Origin of the sequence: Bacillus silvicola, from assembly GCF_050524305.1 — a bacterium.
Classification (GTDB): Bacteria; Bacillota; Bacilli; order Bacillales; family Bacillaceae_G; genus Bacillus_A; species Bacillus_A cereus_AT.
Window position 1 is genome coordinate 1,036,775 of the sequence record NZ_JBNGVC010000013.1, and the last position, 20,726, is coordinate 1,057,500.

Below are 20,726 nucleotides of genomic sequence, written 5' to 3' on the forward strand. Positions count from 1 at the left end.
CTTTTTTAAAAGGAAAATACTACACTGTAAAAAAGAACTATCCTTCTTTTACTTACTATGAAGTGAAACCATAAGCATGATTTTAAAAAAATTTAAATATGATGTAGAGGAAAATAACTTTATTCAGGAGGTTGCTATGAAAGCAATTATTTGCACAAAATACGGGCCACCTAACGTTCTCAAGCTTCAAGACGTAAAGAAACCTACTCCTAAAAAGAATGAAGTATTAGTTAAGATTCACGCAACAAGTGTAACTACTGGAGATTGTAGAATGCGGAGCTTTTCTAGCCCCCTATTATTTTGGATTCCTATGCGAATTATATTAGGTTTCAGAACACCGAGAAGGCCTATACTCGGTGTAGAATTATCTGGTGAAATTGAAGAAATAGGAACGGATGTAACTCAATTTAAAAAAGGAGACCCAGTCTTTGCATTAACAGGACTGAACGTTGGTGGTTATGCTGAATACACATGTGTGCATGAAAGCGGATTGATAGCATTAAAGCCCCTCAATTTAACATATGAAGAAGCTGCTGTTATTCCTTTTGGTGGCACTTCAGCATTACATTTTTTGAGAAAAGGACACATAAAAAAAGGACAGCAAGTACTTATATATGGCGCTTCCGGATCAGTAGGTACCGCTGCTGTGCAACTTGCTAAATATTTCGGTGCGACTGTTACAGCTGTTTGTAGCAATTCAAATTTTGAGTTAGTACAATCTTTAGGAGCTAATCACGTAATTGATTATACGAAAGAAGATTTTACAAAGCGAGATGAACGCTACGATATTATATTCGATGCAGTTGGAAAAATTAAAAAATCCCATTGCAAGAGTGCATTAACAGCTAACGGTAAATACGTGTCAGTCAACGGAACGATGGCAAAAGTAAGCAAAGAAGATATGCTTCTACTAAAAATGCTAACGGAAGAAGAAAAATTAAAACCAGTTATTGATAAAACTTACCCGCTAGAAGAAATTTCAGAGGCTCATACGTACGTAGAGACCGGACATAAAAAAGGGAATGTTTCCATCACCTTAAAATAAAATATATTCAGAAAATAATATTGACAATTCTTTTTGTAAGATTTACTATTAATACCATATTTAAAAACTACATACACATACTCTTATCAAGAGTGGCGGAGGGACTGGCCCGATGATGCCCGGCAACCGAGCTTATAACGTATAAGCTAAGGTGCTAATTCCTGCAGAACGATTTTCGTTTTGGAAGATAAGAGAGGAACCTATTTCGTCTATTCGGCACCTCTCTTATTTTTGAGAGGTGCTTTTTATTTTGGAACGTATATTAAGGGGGAATTATAGATGAAAAAGGTATTATTAAGTATTGTAAGTGGAGCTGTATTATTGTTAGGTGCATGTGGTGCTAATTCTGATAAAGAGGTAAAAGCATTAGATGAGAAAAAGATTACCGTTGGTGTAACAGGTGGACCGCATGAACAAATTTTTGAAAAGGTGAAGGAAGTTGCAGCAAAAGATGGTCTCGAAATTGATGTAAAGGTATTTAATGATTATGTAGCGCCAAACGTATCTTTAGATGAAAAAAGCCTCGATGTAAATAGCTATCAAACTAAATCTTATTTAGATGTATTTAAAGCCGAACGCAACATGAAATTAACTGAAGTATTTTCAACAGTAACATTCCCTATGGGCGTATATTCTAAAAGTTTAAAAGATGTAAAAGAATTAAAAGAGGGTGACGCAATTGCTGTACCAAACGATCCAACAAATGAACTTCGAGCTTTAAAACTATTTGAAAAAGCAGGGATTTTAAAAGTCGATCCAAAAGCTACAGAAAAGGCAACTGCAAAAGATGTAATTGAAAATCCAAAAAAATTAAAGATTGTTGAATTAGAGGCATCTCAATTACCAACGCAGCTAAGTGAAGTGAAAGCCGCTGCAATTAATACAAACTTTGCATTAGGTGCAAAATTAAGCCCAGCGAAAGATTCTATTTTCCGCGAAGGAAAGGATTCACCATATGTGAATTGGGTCGTTGTTCGTACTGAAAATAAAGATGATGCAGTTGTAAATAAATTGAAGAAAGCTTATCAATCTAAAGAAGTAAAAGATTTCATTGAGAAAAAATTTGATGGTTCTGTTTTACCGTCTTGGTAGGAGCTGACTATAATGATTGAATTAAAAAACGTCTCCAAAGTATTTACAACAAAAAAAGGGAATGTTGAGGCCCTTAAATCAACTTCCCTTAAAGTAAAAAAGGGCGAGGTATTTGGAATCATTGGATATAGCGGCGCTGGTAAAAGTACATTAATTCGCTGTGTAAATTTATTAGAAAAACCAACGACAGGAAATATCATTATAAACGAACAAGATTTAACAACCTTATCGACAAAAGAACTCGCAAAAGCGAGACAAAAGATCGGCATGATTTTTCAAGGATTCAATTTACTTAAAACCGTTACCGTTTATGAAAACATCGCACTACCCTTACGTCTATCTGGTCTTCCCAAAAATGAAATTGAAAAAAGGGTAGAAAAGTATTTACGCATTGTTGATCTCTTTAATAAAAAAGACGCCTATCCAAGTGAATTATCTGGTGGCCAAAAACAACGTGTAGCGATCGCTCGTGCACTATCTCATGAGCCTGAAGTTTTATTAAGTGATGAAGCAACGAGCGCATTAGATCCGGAAACGACCGATTCTATTCTTGATTTGTTATTAAAAATCAATGAAGAAATTGGAATCACGATTTTACTAATTACACACGAAATGAATGTCATCCAGCGTATTTGTGACCACGTTGCCGTTATGGAACATGGGGCGGTAGTCGAAAGTGGAACCGTAAAAGATATTTTTACAAACCCACAACATGTAACAACGAAGAAATTTGTAAATAGCGCATTTGCAGCTAAAATTCCAGAAGAGGTACAGAAAGAGCTACAAAGCACTGGAGAAATCGTAACACTTTCATTTATAGGAACCGCTTCAGGAGAACCAGCGTTAGCTGTCGCTACAAAACGTTTTCAGGTATATCCTAATATTTTATCAGGCAATATTACGCAGTTAAAACATGAGGCATATGGGAAACTGGTCGTTCATATGCAAGGTGACAAAAATGAAGTAAACCGTGCTTTATCATTTTTACAAGAACAAGGAATTATCGTAGAAGGAGGTAGAACAGATTATGGGAAACAAGCCCTTTTTGGATGAGTGGGGTAACGTAATATGGGAAGCAACAATTCAAACATTTCAAATGACATCTATTTCATTACTTATCTCTATCCTTATTGCATTACCACTTGGTGTCACACTTGTTTTAACGAGACCTGGTGGACAGCGAGAAAATAAAATTATCTATCCTATTCTTAATACAGTTATTAATGTCATTCGCTCTCTTCCATTTATCATTCTATTATTCTTTATTTTACCTTTCACAAAGTTTCTAATGGGAACATCAATTGGCGTACAAGGTGTTATCGTACCACTTGTCGTATTTACAGCCCCTTATATTGCACGTTTAATGGAAACTGCTTTATTAGAAGTGGATCGTGGTGTCATTGAAGCATATCAAGCAATGGGAGTCTCTACTATAAAAATCATTTGGCACGTTATGGTTAAAGAAGCCCGTCCGTCTCTCGTACTTGGATTAACAATCGCAACAATTGGCTTAATCGGTGCAACAGCAATGGCTGGACTTGTAGGTGCTGGAGGCCTCGGTGATTTAGCATATCGATTCGGACATTTACGCTACGAACCTGAAGTGATGTATGCAACAGTCTTTATTTTAATCATTCTCGTTCAAGGATTACAGTCATTAGGGAATGGTATAGCGCGAAGATTGAAGAAAGATTAAAAAGAAGGTATCTCACTGAAATGAGATACCTTCTTTTTAATTATAAAATTATCTCTTAAATCCACCTTCTGAATGAATAACTTGTCCTGTAATCCACTCCGCTTCTTCACTTACTAAAAACTTAATAAGCCTCGCTGCATCTTTCGGTTCACCAATTCTGCCGAAAGGAAACATCGGTTTTAATCCTCTTTTTATCTCTTCTGTCATCCATCCCGTATCAGTTGGCCCTGGATTAATTGCATTAACAGTTATACCTAAATGGGCTACCTCTGCTGACAAAGTACTAGTGAGAGCATCAATAGCTCCCTTCGTTGTTGCATAGGCTAACTCGCCAGCCATAGGTCCTTTAAACTGTCCCGAAGTAATATTAACGATTCTACCACCTGATTTCTTATTAAATCCACGTGCAAACTCACTACTTAACAATGTAGTGCCGCGAACATTTACCATGTAATGTTTATCCAAATCTTCAGCAGTCAAATTGGAGAAATCATTATTCGTAGAATACGCTGCATTGTTAATTAATATATGAGGGTACCCTAGTTGTTCAGTAACTTTATTTATAAGCTGATTTGATGCATCATTCCGAGTTAAATCTAACTCCATACTTGATACTTTCACACCGTTTTGTAACAGCTCTTCTTTTAATTGTATTTGTTCATTTTGATCAACGCCCCAAGGCATCTCTTTATCGTAATTCGTCCAGTACGTAAAAAATATATCGTATCCTGCTTCAGCTAATTCTTTACAAATAGCTGCTCCAATACCATCTAGACGACTAACTCCTGTAACAACAGCTACTTTATTTTTTAATTGATTCACACTATACTCCTCCAAGTTTAAAGGACGCATATTTTATATAAGAGATATAAATTTCCCCACATAGGCATCTATCCTTACAAAAGGGATGTACAAGCTAAATATGCAGTCCTTGAATGATTTACAGATAGCTAAATAACCCCTCGCTTATGAGAGAAAAATTCATCTATCTAATTTCTAATCATTACAAGTTCATCCACATATTGAGTCTTTGTCCCCTCTCCATATATCTCCAAATTTTATTTTAACATTAAAGATTTAATATTTCAAAAAACGAAATAATTACTCCTATTCATGAAGTATCATGTACTATAAACCGTAGTTAATAACTAATTTGAATTTAAGTGTATACATTTACCATTACCTATTCGTTGTATAAGTGTAAGGAGGAAAAATGATGGGAAAAGAAAAAATATTGACCTCCTATCTTATCAATTTAGGAGAGGAAGTGTTCAAGCTATTACTAGCGAAAGGAGCTATAAAAGAAGATGCAGAAGACATCATCCAAAATACTTTCTATAAAGTATACACATTGCTAGATGATCTAACCGAGAGTAACATACGTCCATGGTTTTTCAGAGTCGCACTAAACGAATACATTGACTTAAAGAGAAAAAAAGAACAGCAAAACATTTATTTAACTGAAGAGATTTATTCAAAACTACAATATACAGACCAAGAATTAGACGCTGTTTTAAATAAAGATGAGATTTTCTATCTATTAAAAGATATAAAATTAGAATATAAAGAGGCCTTCTTTTTAAAGTACTATTACAACTTTTCATATGAAGAAATCGCTCTAATATTAGATATTCAAGTGAACAGTGTCAAACAAAAATTACATCGCGCACGTAAAACAATTCATTCTACAGTAGGAGGAAAAACTTAATGGACACTTCTTTAAAAGATGCGTTAAAAAAAGCGAAACGTAAGCAATTACTCAAAACCATTATTACTTCTATTATCGTCGTAATAATACTTATCCCTATAATTTATAAGATCGGTAATTTCTTCGCGGCGAAAAGTTCTACGAAACTTCACGAACATCTCTTTTTACATAATGCAATTGCAGAACCGAATGTGCAAATTGATTCTCAAGTAACGAGTAACTCATCCATGTTTGGCGGCAATATTATATCAAATCGTTCTAAAAATATTAATGGTTATGTAGTCCCATGGAACACATTAACAAGTTCCTATGGTTGGCTCCGTACCAATATCGATTCCAATGAATTAACACCTGGTTTTTATTGGTCCGATACAGAGTTCTACGAGTACGATAAACAAACAAAGAAAAAGTTTGCAACATTTTATAATCCCGCTATTAAGGAATATTTTGATGGTGTCCAAAATGAATTAGGGGAAGTTTCACAAATGAACAACTATGTTGCCGAAGTTGCTATCTCTTTCAATCAGCCCTACACACTACAAGAAATTAAAGAAAAAATTCCAGACAACTTAAACATTGTATGGTTATATATGACCTCACCAATTGGAGACGAAAGCAAGGGACCTGCTGGTATGCCCGTTTACGGATTTAATCCAGACAAGTCCCCTGAAGAAGCGTATAAAGAGTTCGTTGATTCACTTAACCAATACGATGACGATGGACATGACGAAGACATCCAGAAGTTTTTAAAATCAAACAAAAACAAACCATTCGATCAAGTGAAAATTTTAGGTGTTATGCTAACAGGAAAAACAGAAAACTTTAAGGCATTAGAAAACCAAGACTTTATTCGTGGTGCTTCTGTAGGGGTTACTGCACAAATTGTTCCTTATATAAAACCGGAGAAATAATAAGGAAAAGAAAAGATACACTAATAGTAGATAGTTAAAAGAATGTACATTAATCTGTTTACTATGGGAGCTATCTATTTTAGTGGAGAGCTCCCATCCCTCATTTATTGTTCATCCTCTAAAAAATAAATTTCCAAATACTTTATGTACAAATGAAAAATCATAATTTTTGTTCACACTTTATCCATTGTGAATCTTTTCACAATGGATATATAATAAACATGTAAATACAATACATTGGAGGGATTTCAATGGTTATCAACTTTTTAAGAACTGATAAACGTGCTGCTTTCATATTATTATTTTTACGATTTTACATAGGATATGCGTGGCTTGCTGCTGGAATAGGAAAAGTTGTTGGACAGTCTTTTGATGCAAGTGGTTTTCTAAAAGGAGCTATCGCTCAAGCATCAGGTAGTCACCCTGCAGTACAAGGTTGGTGGGCAGATTTCCTTCAACATTTTGTTCTTCCAAACGCAGACCTATTTAGCTTTCTAGTTCAATGGGGAGAAATTTTAGTAGGTCTCGGTTTAATTTTAGGTGGATTAACAAAAACAGCTGCATTTTTCGGAATCATAATGAACCTTTCATTTTTATTAAGCGGAACTGTTAGTGTAAACCCAAACCTACTTATTTTAACTATGTTCATTTTAGTTGCAGGACAGAATGCTGGACGTATCGGATTAGATGGTTATGTTTTCCAAAAACTTTTCAAAAAAAATAGCCGTGCAGCATATAAATTAAGTAAAACTGCATAAGAACAGTTCATCTTTTAAATATAAGCTAATAAGAAACACGATCATTTTCTCACATAAAGTGAAACCGAAATCTATAATCAGATTTCGGTTTTTTGATATACAATAAATCACCTAAACTATTCACAATTCGATATAATACAAATTTATCTATAGAAGTAATTTAAACGTTATAAGCTACCTTATAACGTTAGGCTATCTGAAAATCCAATAATACGTATACTTGCAGATGAACCAGAAGCAAGAGCTACAATCACAAGATAAATATGAAAACAGCCCTCCTTATGAGACTGTTTCATCCTTATGTATCCTGTGAGGATATCCATTATAAAGTCCTAAAATCTTTCATACTTTCTCCAAGAATATAGTGTGAAAACCACATCAAATTCTGCTTCATAATAGCCACATTAATTCCTGGCTGGTCAGAACTATATGCCATTCCTTTAAATATAATTAATTCTGTATCCACTTCCATATCCCTTAATCCTTGATATAGCTCATATGCGTTTAGAGTTGGAATTCTTGCATCCTTTTCGCCATGTTGGATTAAGGTGGGAGTACAGGCTGATTTAATATATGTCATTGGCGATGTTTTTGTATATATATCTGGATCATTCCATGGAGTATTTCCTAAATGCATTCTAATAAAGTAAGGGATATCTGTATTTACATAATGGGTACTCCAGTTAGTGATTCCACCTCCAACTGAAATAGCTTTAAATCTACTACTATATGTAGAACAGAAAGCTGATATATATCCCCCGTTGCTCCATCCCATAACCCCTACTCTACCCTTATCTACAATCCCTTGATCAACTAGTTTATCCACTCCAGATATAACATCATCGTAGTCAGCAATTCCCTGTTTTCGATAGTTTGCTTTTAAGAATTCATTACCATAACCAGAACTTCCCCTATAGTTCGGCTCTAAAACTATAAAGCCTTTTTCGATAAATTGCTCAATAGGATATTTTTCATTAAAACACTCTGAAAATATCGGGAAGGATGCCCAAGCCGGACCACCATGGATTACTACTAATAAGGGATATTTTTCATTTGCGTCAAACTCTACTGGAGTCGATAAAACACCCTCTATTTCAAGACCATCACTACTTTTCCATGAGACTATTTCCCTATTACTTTTAAGCTTTCCTTCGAAAAAGCTATTTTCATTCGTTATTTTTTTATCGTCTAAATAGATTTCAAAGGTTTCATTTGTAATAGCCTTATTATAGGATATATGATTTCCATCCCTTGTTATAGAAGCATTCATTATAAAGCCATCTACTTTGTCACTTAACATTTCCACAGTGCCATCCTCACATAGCAATCCAATACGATAGTTAGTTTTATCCTGCCATCTAATTAAAATCCCCTTAGCCGTCCACTGTAATGGCATAACCGTACTATCAAAGTTTGTTAAAGGCCGAATTACCTCTCCAGTATTCATATCATATATCTCTAATGTACTGTCTTGTATATGAGTCTTATAGTACTCCTTCTCCCTTATGCTTGCTGAGTAGCATATTTTGCTGCCTTCAGGAGAAAAGCAAACGCTCCCTCCCAACAACTTATCCATATTCATCTTTTGTAGCTCTCCAGCTTTAATATCTAGTATGTATAGATCTCCATTCATATAATCTCCCATATTTGAGCTTGGTGTAGCCATAAATACAACCTTTTTCCCATCATTTGAAATATCAAATTCGTGGATATGAAAATCCTTCCCATTAGTTAGTTGATAAACACCGCTATTTTCATGTTCCTCTTTATCATTTTGTATCACTTTTTCTATTTCAATGTAATATAAACAATTATTCTTGTACTCCTTACCTATACGTTGGAAATCCCCATATAGTTCCTTCCGCTTCTTTATCAGCTCTGATTCTTTTGACTGTGCCACATAATAAAAGCCTTTACCACTAGGCTCCCATTTAAAATTACTGATCCCTTCTTTCTCATCAGTAATTTGTAACTCACCATAACCATCTATTGACTTAACAAAGATTTGATTTTTCTTATTATCCCCCTCACCAACTGAGCTAAGGTAGGCGATATCCCTAGAATCTGGGGACCATAATGGGTGTATACTATCTATATCCCCAGTTGTTAATGGGTAACTCTGCTCCTTATCTTTTTCATATATCCATATATGATTCCTATATGTATTGTCTTTCCAGTTAGCTGTCTTCTTAACAAATGCTACATTTTTTCCATCATCACTTATGTTTGTACTTGATAAAGCTGGTAATGAAATAATCTCTTCTATACTTAAATATGTTTCTTCATTTATTTGCATTAATAAGCCCCCTCGTAATGTCTAATAATCTATCGTCTCTTCCTGTGTAATAAAGGAAATTGTTCACGAATACTTAAAATGATAACGGAAAATTCTGATAAATAAAAGTAGTTCCTTTCAAAATCCGATAAAGTGAAACTTTAATCAGTGGGGATTCTGTCCATCCCCACTGCTAGTTCCTCGCCCCTCTTTAATCCACTTATCAATTTTAGATGTTCTTTTTCTTTTGGACACAAAAACACCCCTTTAGATAAAAATATCCAAAGGGGTGAAGCTTCACAAATTTATTTCAAATCTACCAACCTCTACTCAACAGTAACAGACTTAGCTAAGTTACGTGGCTTATCAACGTCACATTCGCGGTGAAGTGCTGCGTAGTATGAGATAAGTTGTAATGGAATAACTGCTACTAGCGGTGCTAGTGCTTCGTGTACAGCTGGTAATACGAAGCTGTCACCTTCCATTTCTAAGCCTTTCATTGAGATGATACATGGGTTAGCCCCGCGCGCTACTACTTCTTTCACGTTACCACGAATTCCAAGGTTTACGTGCTCTTGTGTAGCAAGTGCGATAACTGGTGTACCGTTTTCGATTAAGGCAATTGTACCGTGTTTTAATTCTCCTCCAGCAAATCCTTCTGCTTGGATGTAAGAGATTTCTTTTAGTTTTAACGCACCTTCTAAACCTACGAAGAAGTCTACGCTACGTCCGATGAAGAAGCAGTTACGCGTTGTTGCTAAAAATTGTTTTGCTAATGCGTCCATCTCTTCTTTTTGATCACAAAGTACTACCATTGCATTTGCTACAAGTCCTAGTTCGTGAGTTAAATCAAAATCAAGAATTTCACCTTTAGCTTTTGCAATGTCAGCTGCTAAGATTGAAAGTACTGCAAGTTGTGCTGTGTAAGCTTTCGTTGATGCAACTGCAATTTCTGGTCCCGCATATAACGGAAGTGTATAATCAGCTTCACGAGAAAGCGTAGAACCAGGTACATTTGTAATCGTTAATGCTTTATGACCCATTTCATTTGTTTGCACAAGTACTGCACGGCTATCAGCTGTTTCACCACTTTGTGAAATGTAAATGAAGAATGGTCTTTCTGTTAATAATGGCATATTGTAAGAGAATTCACTTGCTACGTGTACTTCAACTGGTACTTTCGCAAATTTCTCGATGAATTGCTTTCCAACAAGACCTGCATGATAACTTGTTCCACATGCAATGATGTAAATGCGATCGCTATCTAAAATTGCGTTACGGATATCTGCATCCAGTTCAATCTCGCCATTTTCATCTTGATACTTTTGAATTATATTACGGATTACAAGTGGTTGCTCATCGATTTCTTTAAGCATGAAATGAGGATACGTTCCTTTTTCAATATCACTTGCGTCTAATTCCGCTGTATAAGGTGCACGTTCAATCGTTTCACCTTGTAAGTTTTTAATTGTAATGCTTTCTTTCGTTACAATTACGATTTCTTTATCCATTAACTCGATAAATTGATCTGTAACTTGTAACATCGCCATAGCGTCGCTCGCCACAACATTAAAGTTGTCACCAACACCTACTAATAGCGGGCTTTTGTTTTTAGCAACATAAATCATGTTTGGATTTTCAGCATCAAGTAATCCGATTGCATAAGAGCCATGTAAAAGAGATAGCGTATTACGGAACGCTTCTTCTACACTTAATCCTGTGCTCACTTGTTGTTCCATAAGCTGTACGATAATTTCTGTATCTGTTTCACTTACGAACGTTACATCTTGTAAATATTCCTTTTTCACTAATTCATAGTTTTCAATTACACCGTTATGAACTAGTGTAAAGCGTTTTGATGTACTTTGATGCGGATGCGCGTTTAACTTACTTGGAACACCATGTGTAGCCCAGCGTGTATGTCCAATCCCTACGCTTGCTGCTACGTTCTCATCTACGATTTCGCGAAGCTTTGCAATACGGCCTTTTTCTTTGTATACAACAACACCGTTCTCTGCTTGTACTGCAATACCTGCTGAATCATATCCACGATATTCTAGTTTTTCTAAACCTTTTAATAAAATTTCCTTTGCATCTTGCTCTCCAATAAATCCTACAATTCCACACATGTTTAGTCGCCGTTACAAATGCTTACACTGCTTTGCGAACATGTAACGACATAGTCCGATACCATTTATTTATATTAAAAAAACGGATTACATATTGCTAGCCCTGTAAGCTTGTAACGGCTTTCACCTTCCTCTCGATTGGGTTAAAGTCCGTATATACTTATACAGCTAGTATTCATCCGTTCCTTTTCTCTCATCACACTTTCACCTTTGTCCACTAAGTCACCTTAATGTTTTAAGTAAAAGTTTGCGGTTGTGATGAACAACCGGGAGTCATCCGCCGAAATCTCGATAAACTCCACCTCGTCAACTACACTACTTGTAGTTCTGGCGCTTTTATAATTTACAATATTTCCTTTGAGAAAAAGAACAAGACCATCGTATAACAAACAATATAAATCGTCAATGAAATTTTTTTCATTGTCTATAAAACATATGAAAAAGGAGCACTTTTTGTGCTCCTTTTTCATAGAATCGGCGAATTATTCAACGCCAACTTCAGCTTTCACAACTTCTACAATACGATGTACATATCCATCACAAATTTCTTGTGTCGGTGCTTCTGCCATTACACGAATAAGTGGTTCTGTTCCAGATGGACGAACAAGAATACGACCGTCTCCGTTCATTTCTTCCTCTACAACACAAATAATTTCTTTAATTTTCTCATTTTCTAATGCTAGTTTTTTATCTGTTACACGAACGTTTACTAGTAATTGTGGGAATTTTGTCATCTCGCCTGCAAGCTCAGATAATGGCTTTTTCGTCATTTTCATGATGTTTACAAGTTGAAGTGCACTTAACATTCCATCACCAGTTGTAATGTAATCAAGTAAGATAATGTGACCTGATTGTTCTCCGCCCAGATTATATCCACCACGTTTCATTTCTTCCATTACGTAGCGGTCACCAACTGCTGTTTTATCACTTGTAATATTGTTTGCTTCAAGTGCTTTATAGAAGCCTAAGTTACTCATAACTGTTGAAACAACTGTATTATGTTTCAATTGACCAGTTTCTTTCATATACTTCGCACAAATAAACATAATTTGATCGCCGTCAACGATGTTTCCTTTTTCATCTACCGCGATTAAACGGTCGCCATCACCATCAAAAGCAAGTCCGATATCAGCACCTTTTTCTTTTACTAATTCAGCTAAGACTTCTGGATGTGTAGATCCTACACCTTCGTTAATATTCATACCGTTTGGAGAAGTTCCCATCGTTGAAATATCAGCTTCTAAGTCTGCAAATAAGTATGGAGCTAAAGAAGAAGTCGCACCGTGTGCGCAATCTAAAGCAATATGTAAACCAGAGAAATCTTCCTCTACAGTTTGTTTAATGTATTGTAAATACTTTTGTCCACCTTCAAAATAATCACTCACTTGGCCAAGGTTAGTACCTGTTGGACGTGGTAACTCGTCAACTTCTTTGTCTAATAATGCTTCAATTTCAGCTTCTTGCTCATCTGTTAATTTAAAACCATCTGAACCGAAGAACTTAATTCCATTATCTTGTACTGGATTATGAGATGCAGAAATCATAACACCCGCTTGTGCATCTAAAGCTTTTGTTAAATAAGCCACACCTGGTGTAGAAATAACACCAAGACGCATTACTTCTGCTCCAGTTGATAATAGGCCTGCTACTAAAGCTCCTTCTAACATATGTCCAGATACACGTGTATCACGGCCAATAATTACTTTTGGACGATCTGTATCTTTTGTTAATACATAGCCGCCAAAACGTCCAATTTTGAATGCTAATTCAGGTGTTAATTCCTTATTTGCAACCCCGCGTACTCCGTCTGTACCAAAATATTTACCCATTATTATTCGCTCCTTTTTCATGCTCTTTGTGATTATCTACTGTTGGTTCTTGGCTCGTTTCTTGGCCATTTTCTTTATCTTTTTCTTTATCTTTTCCCTGATCCTTTTCTGGATCCGGTTCCGGATTTTTTGGTTTTTCAGTTTGATTTTCTTTATTGTTTGCTGGATCTGGTTGTTCAATATTACCCTGTACTTCTTTATCTGGTTTTTCTTTCTTCACAATTGTGACTTTAGCACCTTTTTGTTTTGGTTCTATCGAAATATTACCAGGACCGCTCACTTGAATAGAAACATCCTTCGTCCCCGGAGATACATTTTGCAGATTAATCGCAGCTGTTATTTGAGCAGCTGTTATTTTATCTACTATACTTGCTTCTCCTGAAATATCAACGCTTATCTTTCCATCCTGTGGCGAAAGTAGCTGAGCAGTAACATCATTCGGAATTCCATTTTTTTGAATCGGGATACCCTCTATAGTTTTACTTTTCGTTTGTTTTACCTTTTGTACCCCTACAGAAACCTTCACTTGATTTGGTTTTGCACTTGTCACACCTTTTGGCAATAAAACAGAGGCATCGAATGTTGTAGAATCCGTCAATTGACTAAGATCTACCTCGACCCCCTCTATAGATTGTATATTATCCAAAATGTCTTTTGGACCTGCTATCGTTACCTCTTTTGGTTCAACATTAATATTTGTAACAGCTAAACCCTCTGGCAAATTCCCTTTTTTCGAATATGTTAGAGGTACTGTTTTTTCGACGTTATTTGCTGTAGGTTGTGTCACTACATTCACGGTTACACTTATTTTAGATGGACTCGTTTTTACATTTAAACGTTTCCCTTCTTTATTGTACAATGTAACGTCTGCTGTTTTTGTAACAGTTTTATTCACGCCTTTTAAGTCGATATATGCCTTAGCAGATGAAATACTTTCTATTTCTTCTTTTGTTCCAACTACTTCAACAGTGTCGGGCTTAATACTCGATTTCTCAATAGTAGAACCTGCTGGCATCTGATCTTCATTTGATAATTTCAAATCCACATGAACATACTTTTTCGCTTTTTCATGAAGAGTGACTTTAATTGTTGATGGTTGAACTGTCCCTTTCACATCATCTGGAAGCCCGTTCGCTTTTAAAGAAACTTCATAGGTTCCTACTCGACTGTCTCGCAAATCAACTGGTATATTAAATTGGCTTTTTGCTTTTGTTGCAGCGACCGATGCTTTTGGGCCTTCTAACTTCACCTTGACTCCACCTGGTGGAATACCACTTACAATATACTTCTCTTCATCATACTTAATAGTAATGGGATAATCAGTTAATGTTTCTTTCGTTTCATTTACGAAAGGTAATATACTCGCTGTCGTATTTTTTTCGGTTAAAGTTGCTGACATAAAAAGCATACACGCCAATAGTAATGAGATTCCTTTTAAAAACCAATGATTCTCCATTAGCTTATCCATGACGCTTTCTCCTCCAATTCCATAAAGACGAAGAAGTCGTTTTTTCGTTCCCACTAAATTCTGCTAACAACATATCCTTCAGCTGCTCTGTCTTCAAATCACGATGTAACTCACCGTTTTTCGTTAAAGAAATTTGACCCGTTTCTTCCGACACAACTACTGTAATACTATCAGTAACTTCACTAACTCCCATTGCAGCGCGATGCCTTGTTCCTAACTCCTTAGAAATAAACGGACTTTCTGATAGCGGAAGATAACATGCTGCTGCTTTAATTGTACTTCCCTGCATAATTACTGCTCCATCATGAAGAGGGGTATTAGGGATAAAAATATTAATGAGTAGTTCTGATGACACATTTGCGTTCAGCGGAATACCCGTTTCCACATAGTCACCCATCCCAGTCTCTTTTGACAACGTAATTAATGCACCTATTCTACGTTTTCCCATATATTCCGTAGCTTTCGCTATCGCTGTTGCAACAATTTCAGGTTCATCTTCCTCGTGAGTTCCCACACGCGAAAACAGACTACCTCGTCCTAGCTGCTCAAGTGCTCTTCGCAATTCTGGCTGGAAGATAATAATAACAGCTAGGAATCCCCACGTTAATACTTGTTCCGTTAGCCAATATAGCGTATGCAATTCAAGTAAAATACTGATCATCCGGACGACAATAATAACTGTAATACCTTTTAAAAGTTGAACAGCCTTCGTGCCCCGGATTATAAGAATTAGCTTATATATAATAAACCATACAACAGCAATATCTAATGCCGTACTAAGATATTTCAAAATGGTCGTATCTTCAAAAGGCATGCTAACCCTTCCTCCTACTTACGAGCAATTCTATCCATATATTGAAATATTATTTTATGCTCTATCTGTATGTATTTCCAACAACTAGTTAATTATACCATACATGAAACAAACGACAATTACAAACGCCCCCTTTAGCTTAAATTGGTAAGATGTCAACCTTTCTTACCCTACAGTATAATATCAATCATAATTATACGCCTATTTCCCAATAAAAAAAGCAACTTCACAGTTGCTTTTCTTACATTTATTTCAGTTTTTCACCGAATAAAGAACCCATTAAAGCAACCGCTGTTGTTGCTGTTCTGTTTCTCTCATCTAAAATTGTATTTACTTCAACAAACTCAGCAGATGTAACAATATCAGCTTCTGCTAACATCTCCATCGCTAAGTGGCTTTCACGATAAGATAGACCGCCAATTACAGGTGTTCCAACTCCTGGTGCGTCATGAGGATCAAGCCCATCTAGATCTAATGATAAATGGACACCATCCGTATGAGATAAATACGCAATTGTTTCTTCCATAACAGCCGTCATACCCATACGATCGATTTCATGCATTGAGAATACTTTAATGCCTTCATCGCGAATAAAGTCTTTTTCTCCTTCATCCAATGCACGTGCACCGATAATTACAACGTTCTCTTTTTTCACCTTTGGATATGCTTCATATAAGTCTACAAGCGTCGGATGTCCATAGCCTAAACTTGCAGCAAGTGACATACCGTGAATATTTCCAGATGGTGAAGTCTCTTCTGTATTTAAATCACCATGTGCATCATACCAAATAACACCTAAATTTTTATAATGTTTCGCTACACCAGCTAGCGTACCGATAGCAATACTATGGTCACCGCCTAATACAAGTGGAAAACGACCTTCTTCTATAATATGATCAACCTTACTTGCTAATTCATTACATACAGTTGCAACTTGTGTAAGGTTTCTTAATTTTGTATTTTCATCTACTTCTTTTTCTCTCTCAATACATATATCTCCCAAATCTTTAACGTCATATCCAATTTGTTCAATTCTTTCAATTACCCCTGCATAACGGATCGCGCTTGGTCCCATATCAACCCCGCGACGCATCTGTCCTAAATCCATTGGAACTCCAATAACTGAGATTTCTTTTTTCATAGATAGTATCCCCCTTTTATGCCTTCCTAAATATTTTAAATCTTTTATATAGTCTGACTCAACTCGACATTTTTCTGCATGGATATACAATATATTCACTTGTACACTCATTGAAACCTAAATTTTAAGACTATTCTATGTATAAAGTTAACTTAGTGAAACAACTGACTTTTCTATCAGCTAATATTTTTATCCGCACTTTTCTCCATCATCACTCAGGATTATGCAAAATATCATCAAATAAATGGATTAAAAAACACTTCTACATTTAGAAGCGTTTTTCTGATGCTAATTTCCACACTGTTGCAATATTTCTTGCTGTCATTTCGATATTCTCTTCTGCCCTTTTATATGCTTCTTCTAATGTCATTGGACTCGCTGTAATACTAAACACTGCATCAATTCCCTTTTCGTAAACAGTCGTATAATTCGAGGATACAGATCCACCAATAGCAATTACAGGAATATGACGATATTTCGCCCGCTTCGCGACACCAACAAGAGCTTTTCCATACGCTGTTTGTTCATCTATTCTTCCCTCACCAGTTACAATCAGATCGGCGCCCTCTATACACTTATCAAAATTTGTATAATCTAATACAATTTCAATTCCTTTTCTTAACTGCCCCTTTAGCACCGCAACGACAGCTGCTCCCATTCCTCCAGCTGCCCCCGCCCCCGGTATTTCAGATACATCTAAAGATACATGTTGTTTAAGTATATTAGCATAATGTTTTAAATTCTCATCTAGCTCTTTCATCATCTCTACATTTGCGCCCTTTTGTCTCGCAAATACAAAAGATGCCCCGCTAGCTCCAACTAAAGGGTTATCTACATCACACGCTGCTTCTAACTTTAAATCCTTTAGGCGTGAATCAATCCTAGAAAGATCAACAGTAGTAATCAAATTTAATGTCCCTCCAGAGGGTTCTATTACTTCACCTTTCCTGTTTATAAACCTTGTACCTAAAGCGGATAGCATACCAGCCCCACCATCATTTGTAGCACTTCCTCCAAGTCCTAAAATAATGTGTTTCACTCCTTGATCTAATGCATGTAATATAAGTTCACCTGTCCCTTTTGTTGTTGTAATAAGTGGGTTTCTCTTTTCAATTGGAACGTGTTGTAATCCTGATGCTGCTGCCATTTCAATAAATGCTGTCTCCTTATCCTTAGACATACCATAAAAGGCTTGCACGCTCTCTCCAAGCGGCCCTGTCACATTAAGTGATATAATTTCTCCCATTGTAGCACCAACAAGAGATTCGACCGTTCCTTCACCTCCATCTCCAATTGGTACTTTAACGTACTCTGCTTTAGGAAAAACTGCTGCAAAACCTCTTTCAATAGCTTCACATGCCTCCATAGCTTTCAAACTTTCTTTATATGAATCAGATGCAATGACAACTTTCATAATTATCTCTCCTTATTTATGCTCTTCTTTCATTTTAAACAACATATACACAAGTTGTCTTTTTATGTGAAATTTAAGCACAAAAAAAGCTTACATCATTTGATGTAAGCTTTCCCTATTTATATGGAGCCTAGCGGGATCGAACCGCTGACCTCCTGCGTGCAAGGCAGGCGCTCTCCCAGCTGAGCTAAGGCCCCGTAGTAATAAAGCGGAAGACGGGATTCGAACCCGCGACCCCAACCTTGGCAAGGTTGTATTCTACCACTGAACTACTTCCGCGAAAATGGTGAGCCATGAAGGATTCGAACCTTCGACCCTCTGATTAAAAGTCAGATGCTCTACCAACTGAGCTAATGGCTCGTAAATGGCTGGGCTAGCTGGATTCGAACCAGCGCATGACGGAGTCAAAGTCCGTTGCCTTACCGCTTGGCTATAGCCCATTAATATTTACTAGTATGGTTATCTTCTCAAAAAAATAAACCCTTTCAGGTTATTTTAAAGAAAATGGTGGAGGGGGGCAGATTCGAACTGCCGAACCCGAAGGAGCGGATTTACAGTCCGCCGCGTTTAGCCACTTCGCTACCCCTCCGACATTTAAATATATATGGTGGAGGATGACGGGATCGAACCGCCGACCCCCTGCTTGTAAGGCAGGTGCTCTCCCAGCTGAGCTAATCCTCCAAAAGTGGTGACCCGTACGGGATTCGAACCCGTGTTACCGCCGTGAAAGGGCGGTGTCTTAACCACTTGACCAACGGGCCAAAAAAATCCAAAACTTTTCTCAAGCTTCCAACCGGGCTTGAACCGGTGACCTCTTCCTTACCATGGAAGTACTCTACCAGCTGAGCTATGGAAGCATAATGGCTCCGCAGGTAGGAATCGAACCTACGACCGATCGGTTAACAGCCGATAGCTCTACCGCTGAGCTACTGCGGAATAATACAAGCCTGGCAACGTCCTACTCTCACAGGGACAAGGTCCCAACTACCATCGGCGCTAGAGAGCTTAACTTCCGTGTTCGGTATGGGAACGGGTGTGACCTCTCTGCCATCATTACCAGACTTTTATCATTATACACATTCTTTTCAGAATGTCAAGAAGAAATCTAAACATATATTCCTTCAAAACTAGATAACATTGCTACATATTATATGGTTAAGTCCTCGATCTATTAGTATTCGTCAGCTCCACATGTCACCATGCTTCCACCTCGAACCTATCAACCTGATCATCTTTCAGGGATCTTACTAGCTTACGCTATGGGAAATCTCATCTTGAGGGGGGCTTCATGCTTAGATGCTTTCAGCACTTATCCCTTCCGCACATAGCTACCCAGCTATGCCCTTGGCAGAACAACTGGTACACCAGCGGTGCGTCCATCCCGGTCCTCTCGTACTAAGGACAGCTCCTCTCAAATTTCCTACGCCCACGACGGATAGGGACCGAACTGTCTCACGACGTTCTGAACCCAGCTCGCGTACCGCTTTAATGGGCGAACAGCCCAACCCTTGGGACCGACTACAGCCCCAGGATGCGATGAGCCGACATCGAGGTGCCAAACCTCCCCGTCGATGTGGACTCTTGGGGGAGATAAGCCTGTTATCCCCGGGGTAGCTTTTATCCGTTGAGCGATGGCCCTTCCATGCGGAACCACCGGATCACTAAGCCCGACTTTCGTCCCTGCTCGACTTGTAGGTCTCGCAGTCAAGCTCCCTTATGCCTTTGCACTCTACGAATGATTTCCAACCATTCTGAGGGAACCTTTGGGCGCCTCCGTTACACTTTAGGAGGCGACCGCCCCAGTCAAACTGCCCACCTGACACTGTCTCCCGGGTCGATAAGACCCGTAGGTTAGAATTTCAATACAGTCAGGGCGGTATCCCACCAGCGCCTCCACCGAAGCTAGCGCTCCGGTTTCAATGGCTCCCGCCTATCCTGTACAAACTGTACCAAAATTCAATATCAGGCTACAGTAAAGCTCCACGGGGTCTTTCCGTCCTGTCGCGGGTAACCTGCATCTTCACAGGTACTATAATTTCACCGAGTCTCTGGTTGAGACAGTGCCCAAATCGTTACACCTTTCGTGCGGGTCGGAACTTACCCGACAAGGAATTTCGCTACCTTAGGACCGTTATAGTTACGGCCGCCGTTTACTGGGGCTTCAGTTCAGAGCTTCGCTTACGCTAACCCCTCTCCTTAACCTTCCAGCACCGGGCAGGTGTCAGCCCCTATACTTCGCCTTACGGCTTCGCAGAGACCTGTGTTTTTGCTAAACAGTCGCTTGGGCCTATTCACTGCGGCTTTCCGTTAAGAAAGCACCCCTTCTCCCGAAGTTACGGGGTCATTTTGCCGAGTTCCTTAACCAGAGTTCTCTCGCACACCTTAGGATTCTCTCCTCGCCTACCTGTGTCGGTTTGCGGTACAGGCACCTTTTATCTCGCTAGAA

Annotated in this window: 15 protein-coding genes, 9 tRNA genes, 2 rRNA genes, 1 pseudogene and 1 riboswitch (1 of these 28 cut by a window edge); of the genes and pseudogenes, 7 read left to right on the top strand and 20 right to left on the bottom strand. The window is 37.7% G+C overall.

From position 1 onward, the window contains the following. The first annotated feature begins 136 nt into the window (after positions 1-136). The 4 genes from ACP6L7_RS27425 to ACP6L7_RS27440 all read left to right on the top strand — a co-directional run bounded on the left by ACP6L7_RS27425 (position 137) and on the right by ACP6L7_RS27440 (position 3,833). Positions 137-1,045 carry an NAD(P)-dependent alcohol dehydrogenase gene (locus ACP6L7_RS27425; RefSeq protein WP_097831225.1) on the top strand — a complete coding sequence of 303 codons (909 nt, stop codon included), beginning with the start codon at positions 137-139 and terminating at the stop codon, positions 1,043-1,045. A gap of 80 nt (positions 1,046-1,125) precedes the next feature. Continuing rightward, a riboswitch (SAM riboswitch) is annotated at positions 1,126-1,239 on the top strand. Positions 1,240-1,324: 85 nt separating this feature from the next. Further along, positions 1,325-2,137, top strand: coding sequence for a MetQ/NlpA family ABC transporter substrate-binding protein (locus ACP6L7_RS27430; RefSeq protein WP_097831180.1), 813 nt, complete (start codon positions 1,325-1,327; stop codon positions 2,135-2,137). A gap of 12 nt (positions 2,138-2,149) precedes the next feature. Then, a complete protein-coding gene (locus ACP6L7_RS27435) occupies positions 2,150-3,190 on the top strand; it encodes a methionine ABC transporter ATP-binding protein (RefSeq protein WP_097831179.1) in 1,041 nt (346 codons plus the stop codon). Further along, a complete protein-coding gene (locus ACP6L7_RS27440) occupies positions 3,165-3,833 on the top strand; it encodes a methionine ABC transporter permease (protein ID WP_097831178.1) in 669 nt (222 codons plus the stop codon). The genes ACP6L7_RS27435 and ACP6L7_RS27440 overlap by 26 nt, the downstream gene beginning before the upstream one ends. 48 nt (positions 3,834-3,881) lie before the next feature. On the opposite strand, the gene ACP6L7_RS27445 is transcribed toward ACP6L7_RS27440, so the two are convergent. Continuing rightward, the gene (locus ACP6L7_RS27445) at positions 3,882-4,685 is read right to left on the bottom strand and encodes an SDR family oxidoreductase (RefSeq protein WP_097831177.1); all 804 of its coding nucleotides are present in this window, start codon (positions 4,683-4,685) and stop codon (positions 3,882-3,884) included. A gap of 364 nt (positions 4,686-5,049) precedes the next feature. Between ACP6L7_RS27445 and ACP6L7_RS27450 the strand changes: the two genes are divergently transcribed. The 3 genes from ACP6L7_RS27450 to ACP6L7_RS27460 all read left to right on the top strand — a co-directional run bounded on the left by ACP6L7_RS27450 (position 5,050) and on the right by ACP6L7_RS27460 (position 7,210). Beyond that, the gene (locus tag ACP6L7_RS27450) at positions 5,050-5,541 is read left to right on the top strand and encodes an RNA polymerase sigma factor (RefSeq protein WP_097831176.1); all 492 of its coding nucleotides are present in this window, start codon (positions 5,050-5,052) and stop codon (positions 5,539-5,541) included. Beyond that, a complete protein-coding gene (locus tag ACP6L7_RS27455; RefSeq protein ID WP_097831175.1) occupies positions 5,541-6,452 on the top strand; it encodes a sigma factor regulator N-terminal domain-containing protein in 912 nt (303 codons plus the stop codon). Before ACP6L7_RS27450 ends, ACP6L7_RS27455 begins: the two co-directional genes overlap by 1 nt. 251 nt (positions 6,453-6,703) lie before the next feature. Next, positions 6,704-7,210, top strand: coding sequence for a DoxX family membrane protein (locus tag ACP6L7_RS27460; protein WP_098361708.1), 507 nt, complete (start codon positions 6,704-6,706; stop codon positions 7,208-7,210). A gap of 322 nt (positions 7,211-7,532) precedes the next feature. Here ACP6L7_RS27460 and ACP6L7_RS27465 read toward each other — a convergent pair whose 3' ends face one another. The 19 genes and pseudogenes from ACP6L7_RS27465 to ACP6L7_RS27555 all read right to left on the bottom strand — a co-directional run. After that, complete coding sequence (locus ACP6L7_RS27465; protein WP_097831174.1) at positions 7,533-9,506, bottom strand: S9 family peptidase; 1,974 nt, start codon at positions 9,504-9,506, stop codon at positions 7,533-7,535. Positions 9,507-9,811: 305 nt separating this feature from the next. Next, positions 9,812-11,614 carry a glutamine--fructose-6-phosphate transaminase (isomerizing) gene (glmS, locus tag ACP6L7_RS27470; protein WP_097831173.1) on the bottom strand — a complete coding sequence of 601 codons (1,803 nt, stop codon included), beginning with the start codon at positions 11,612-11,614 and terminating at the stop codon, positions 9,812-9,814. Positions 11,615-11,626: 12 nt separating this feature from the next. Further along, positions 11,627-11,811: pseudogene (locus ACP6L7_RS27475) on the bottom strand (hypothetical protein). Positions 11,812-12,096: 285 nt separating this feature from the next. Continuing rightward, positions 12,097-13,443 (bottom strand): phosphoglucosamine mutase, encoded by a 1,347-nt coding sequence (gene glmM, locus ACP6L7_RS27480; protein ID WP_097831172.1) that lies wholly within the window; start codon positions 13,441-13,443, stop codon positions 12,097-12,099. Beyond that, entirely contained in the window at positions 13,436-14,911 is a 1,476-nt protein-coding gene (locus tag ACP6L7_RS27485) for a CdaR family protein (protein ID WP_097831171.1), read from the bottom strand. The genes glmM and ACP6L7_RS27485 overlap by 8 nt, the downstream gene beginning before the upstream one ends. Continuing rightward, positions 14,904-15,725 (bottom strand): diadenylate cyclase CdaA, encoded by an 822-nt coding sequence (cdaA, locus tag ACP6L7_RS27490; protein ID WP_001115704.1) that lies wholly within the window; start codon positions 15,723-15,725, stop codon positions 14,904-14,906. Before cdaA ends, ACP6L7_RS27485 begins: the two co-directional genes overlap by 8 nt. 247 nt (positions 15,726-15,972) lie before the next feature. Next, entirely contained in the window at positions 15,973-16,866 is an 894-nt protein-coding gene (rocF, locus tag ACP6L7_RS27495; protein WP_000711584.1) for an arginase, read from the bottom strand. Positions 16,867-17,134: 268 nt separating this feature from the next. Beyond that, a complete protein-coding gene (locus tag ACP6L7_RS27500; protein ID WP_430529539.1) occupies positions 17,135-18,280 on the bottom strand; it encodes a glycerate kinase in 1,146 nt (381 codons plus the stop codon). A 124-nt stretch (positions 18,281-18,404) separates the two neighbouring features. After that, positions 18,405-18,477, bottom strand: a tRNA-Ala gene (locus ACP6L7_RS27505). A gap of 10 nt (positions 18,478-18,487) precedes the next feature. Then, positions 18,488-18,559, bottom strand: a tRNA-Gly gene (locus tag ACP6L7_RS27510). 5 nt (positions 18,560-18,564) lie between these two features. Further along, positions 18,565-18,640 (bottom strand) — tRNA-Lys (locus ACP6L7_RS27515). 5 nt (positions 18,641-18,645) lie between these two features. Continuing rightward, positions 18,646-18,720: transfer RNA gene (locus tag ACP6L7_RS27520), tRNA-Gln, on the bottom strand. Positions 18,721-18,785: 65 nt separating this feature from the next. Then, positions 18,786-18,869, bottom strand: a tRNA-Tyr gene (locus ACP6L7_RS27525). Between the two features lie 16 nt (positions 18,870-18,885). Next, positions 18,886-18,961, bottom strand: a tRNA-Val gene (locus ACP6L7_RS27530). A 5-nt stretch (positions 18,962-18,966) separates the two neighbouring features. Beyond that, a tRNA-Glu gene (locus tag ACP6L7_RS27535) sits at positions 18,967-19,041 on the bottom strand. Between the two features lie 23 nt (positions 19,042-19,064). Next, positions 19,065-19,137: transfer RNA gene (locus ACP6L7_RS27540), tRNA-Thr, on the bottom strand. A gap of 4 nt (positions 19,138-19,141) precedes the next feature. Beyond that, a tRNA-Asn gene (locus ACP6L7_RS27545) sits at positions 19,142-19,216 on the bottom strand. A 9-nt stretch (positions 19,217-19,225) separates the two neighbouring features. Then, a 5S ribosomal RNA gene (gene rrf / locus ACP6L7_RS27550) occupies positions 19,226-19,341 on the bottom strand. Between the two features lie 90 nt (positions 19,342-19,431). After that, a 23S ribosomal RNA gene (locus ACP6L7_RS27555) occupies positions 19,432-20,726 on the bottom strand (it continues 1,627 nt past the right edge of the window).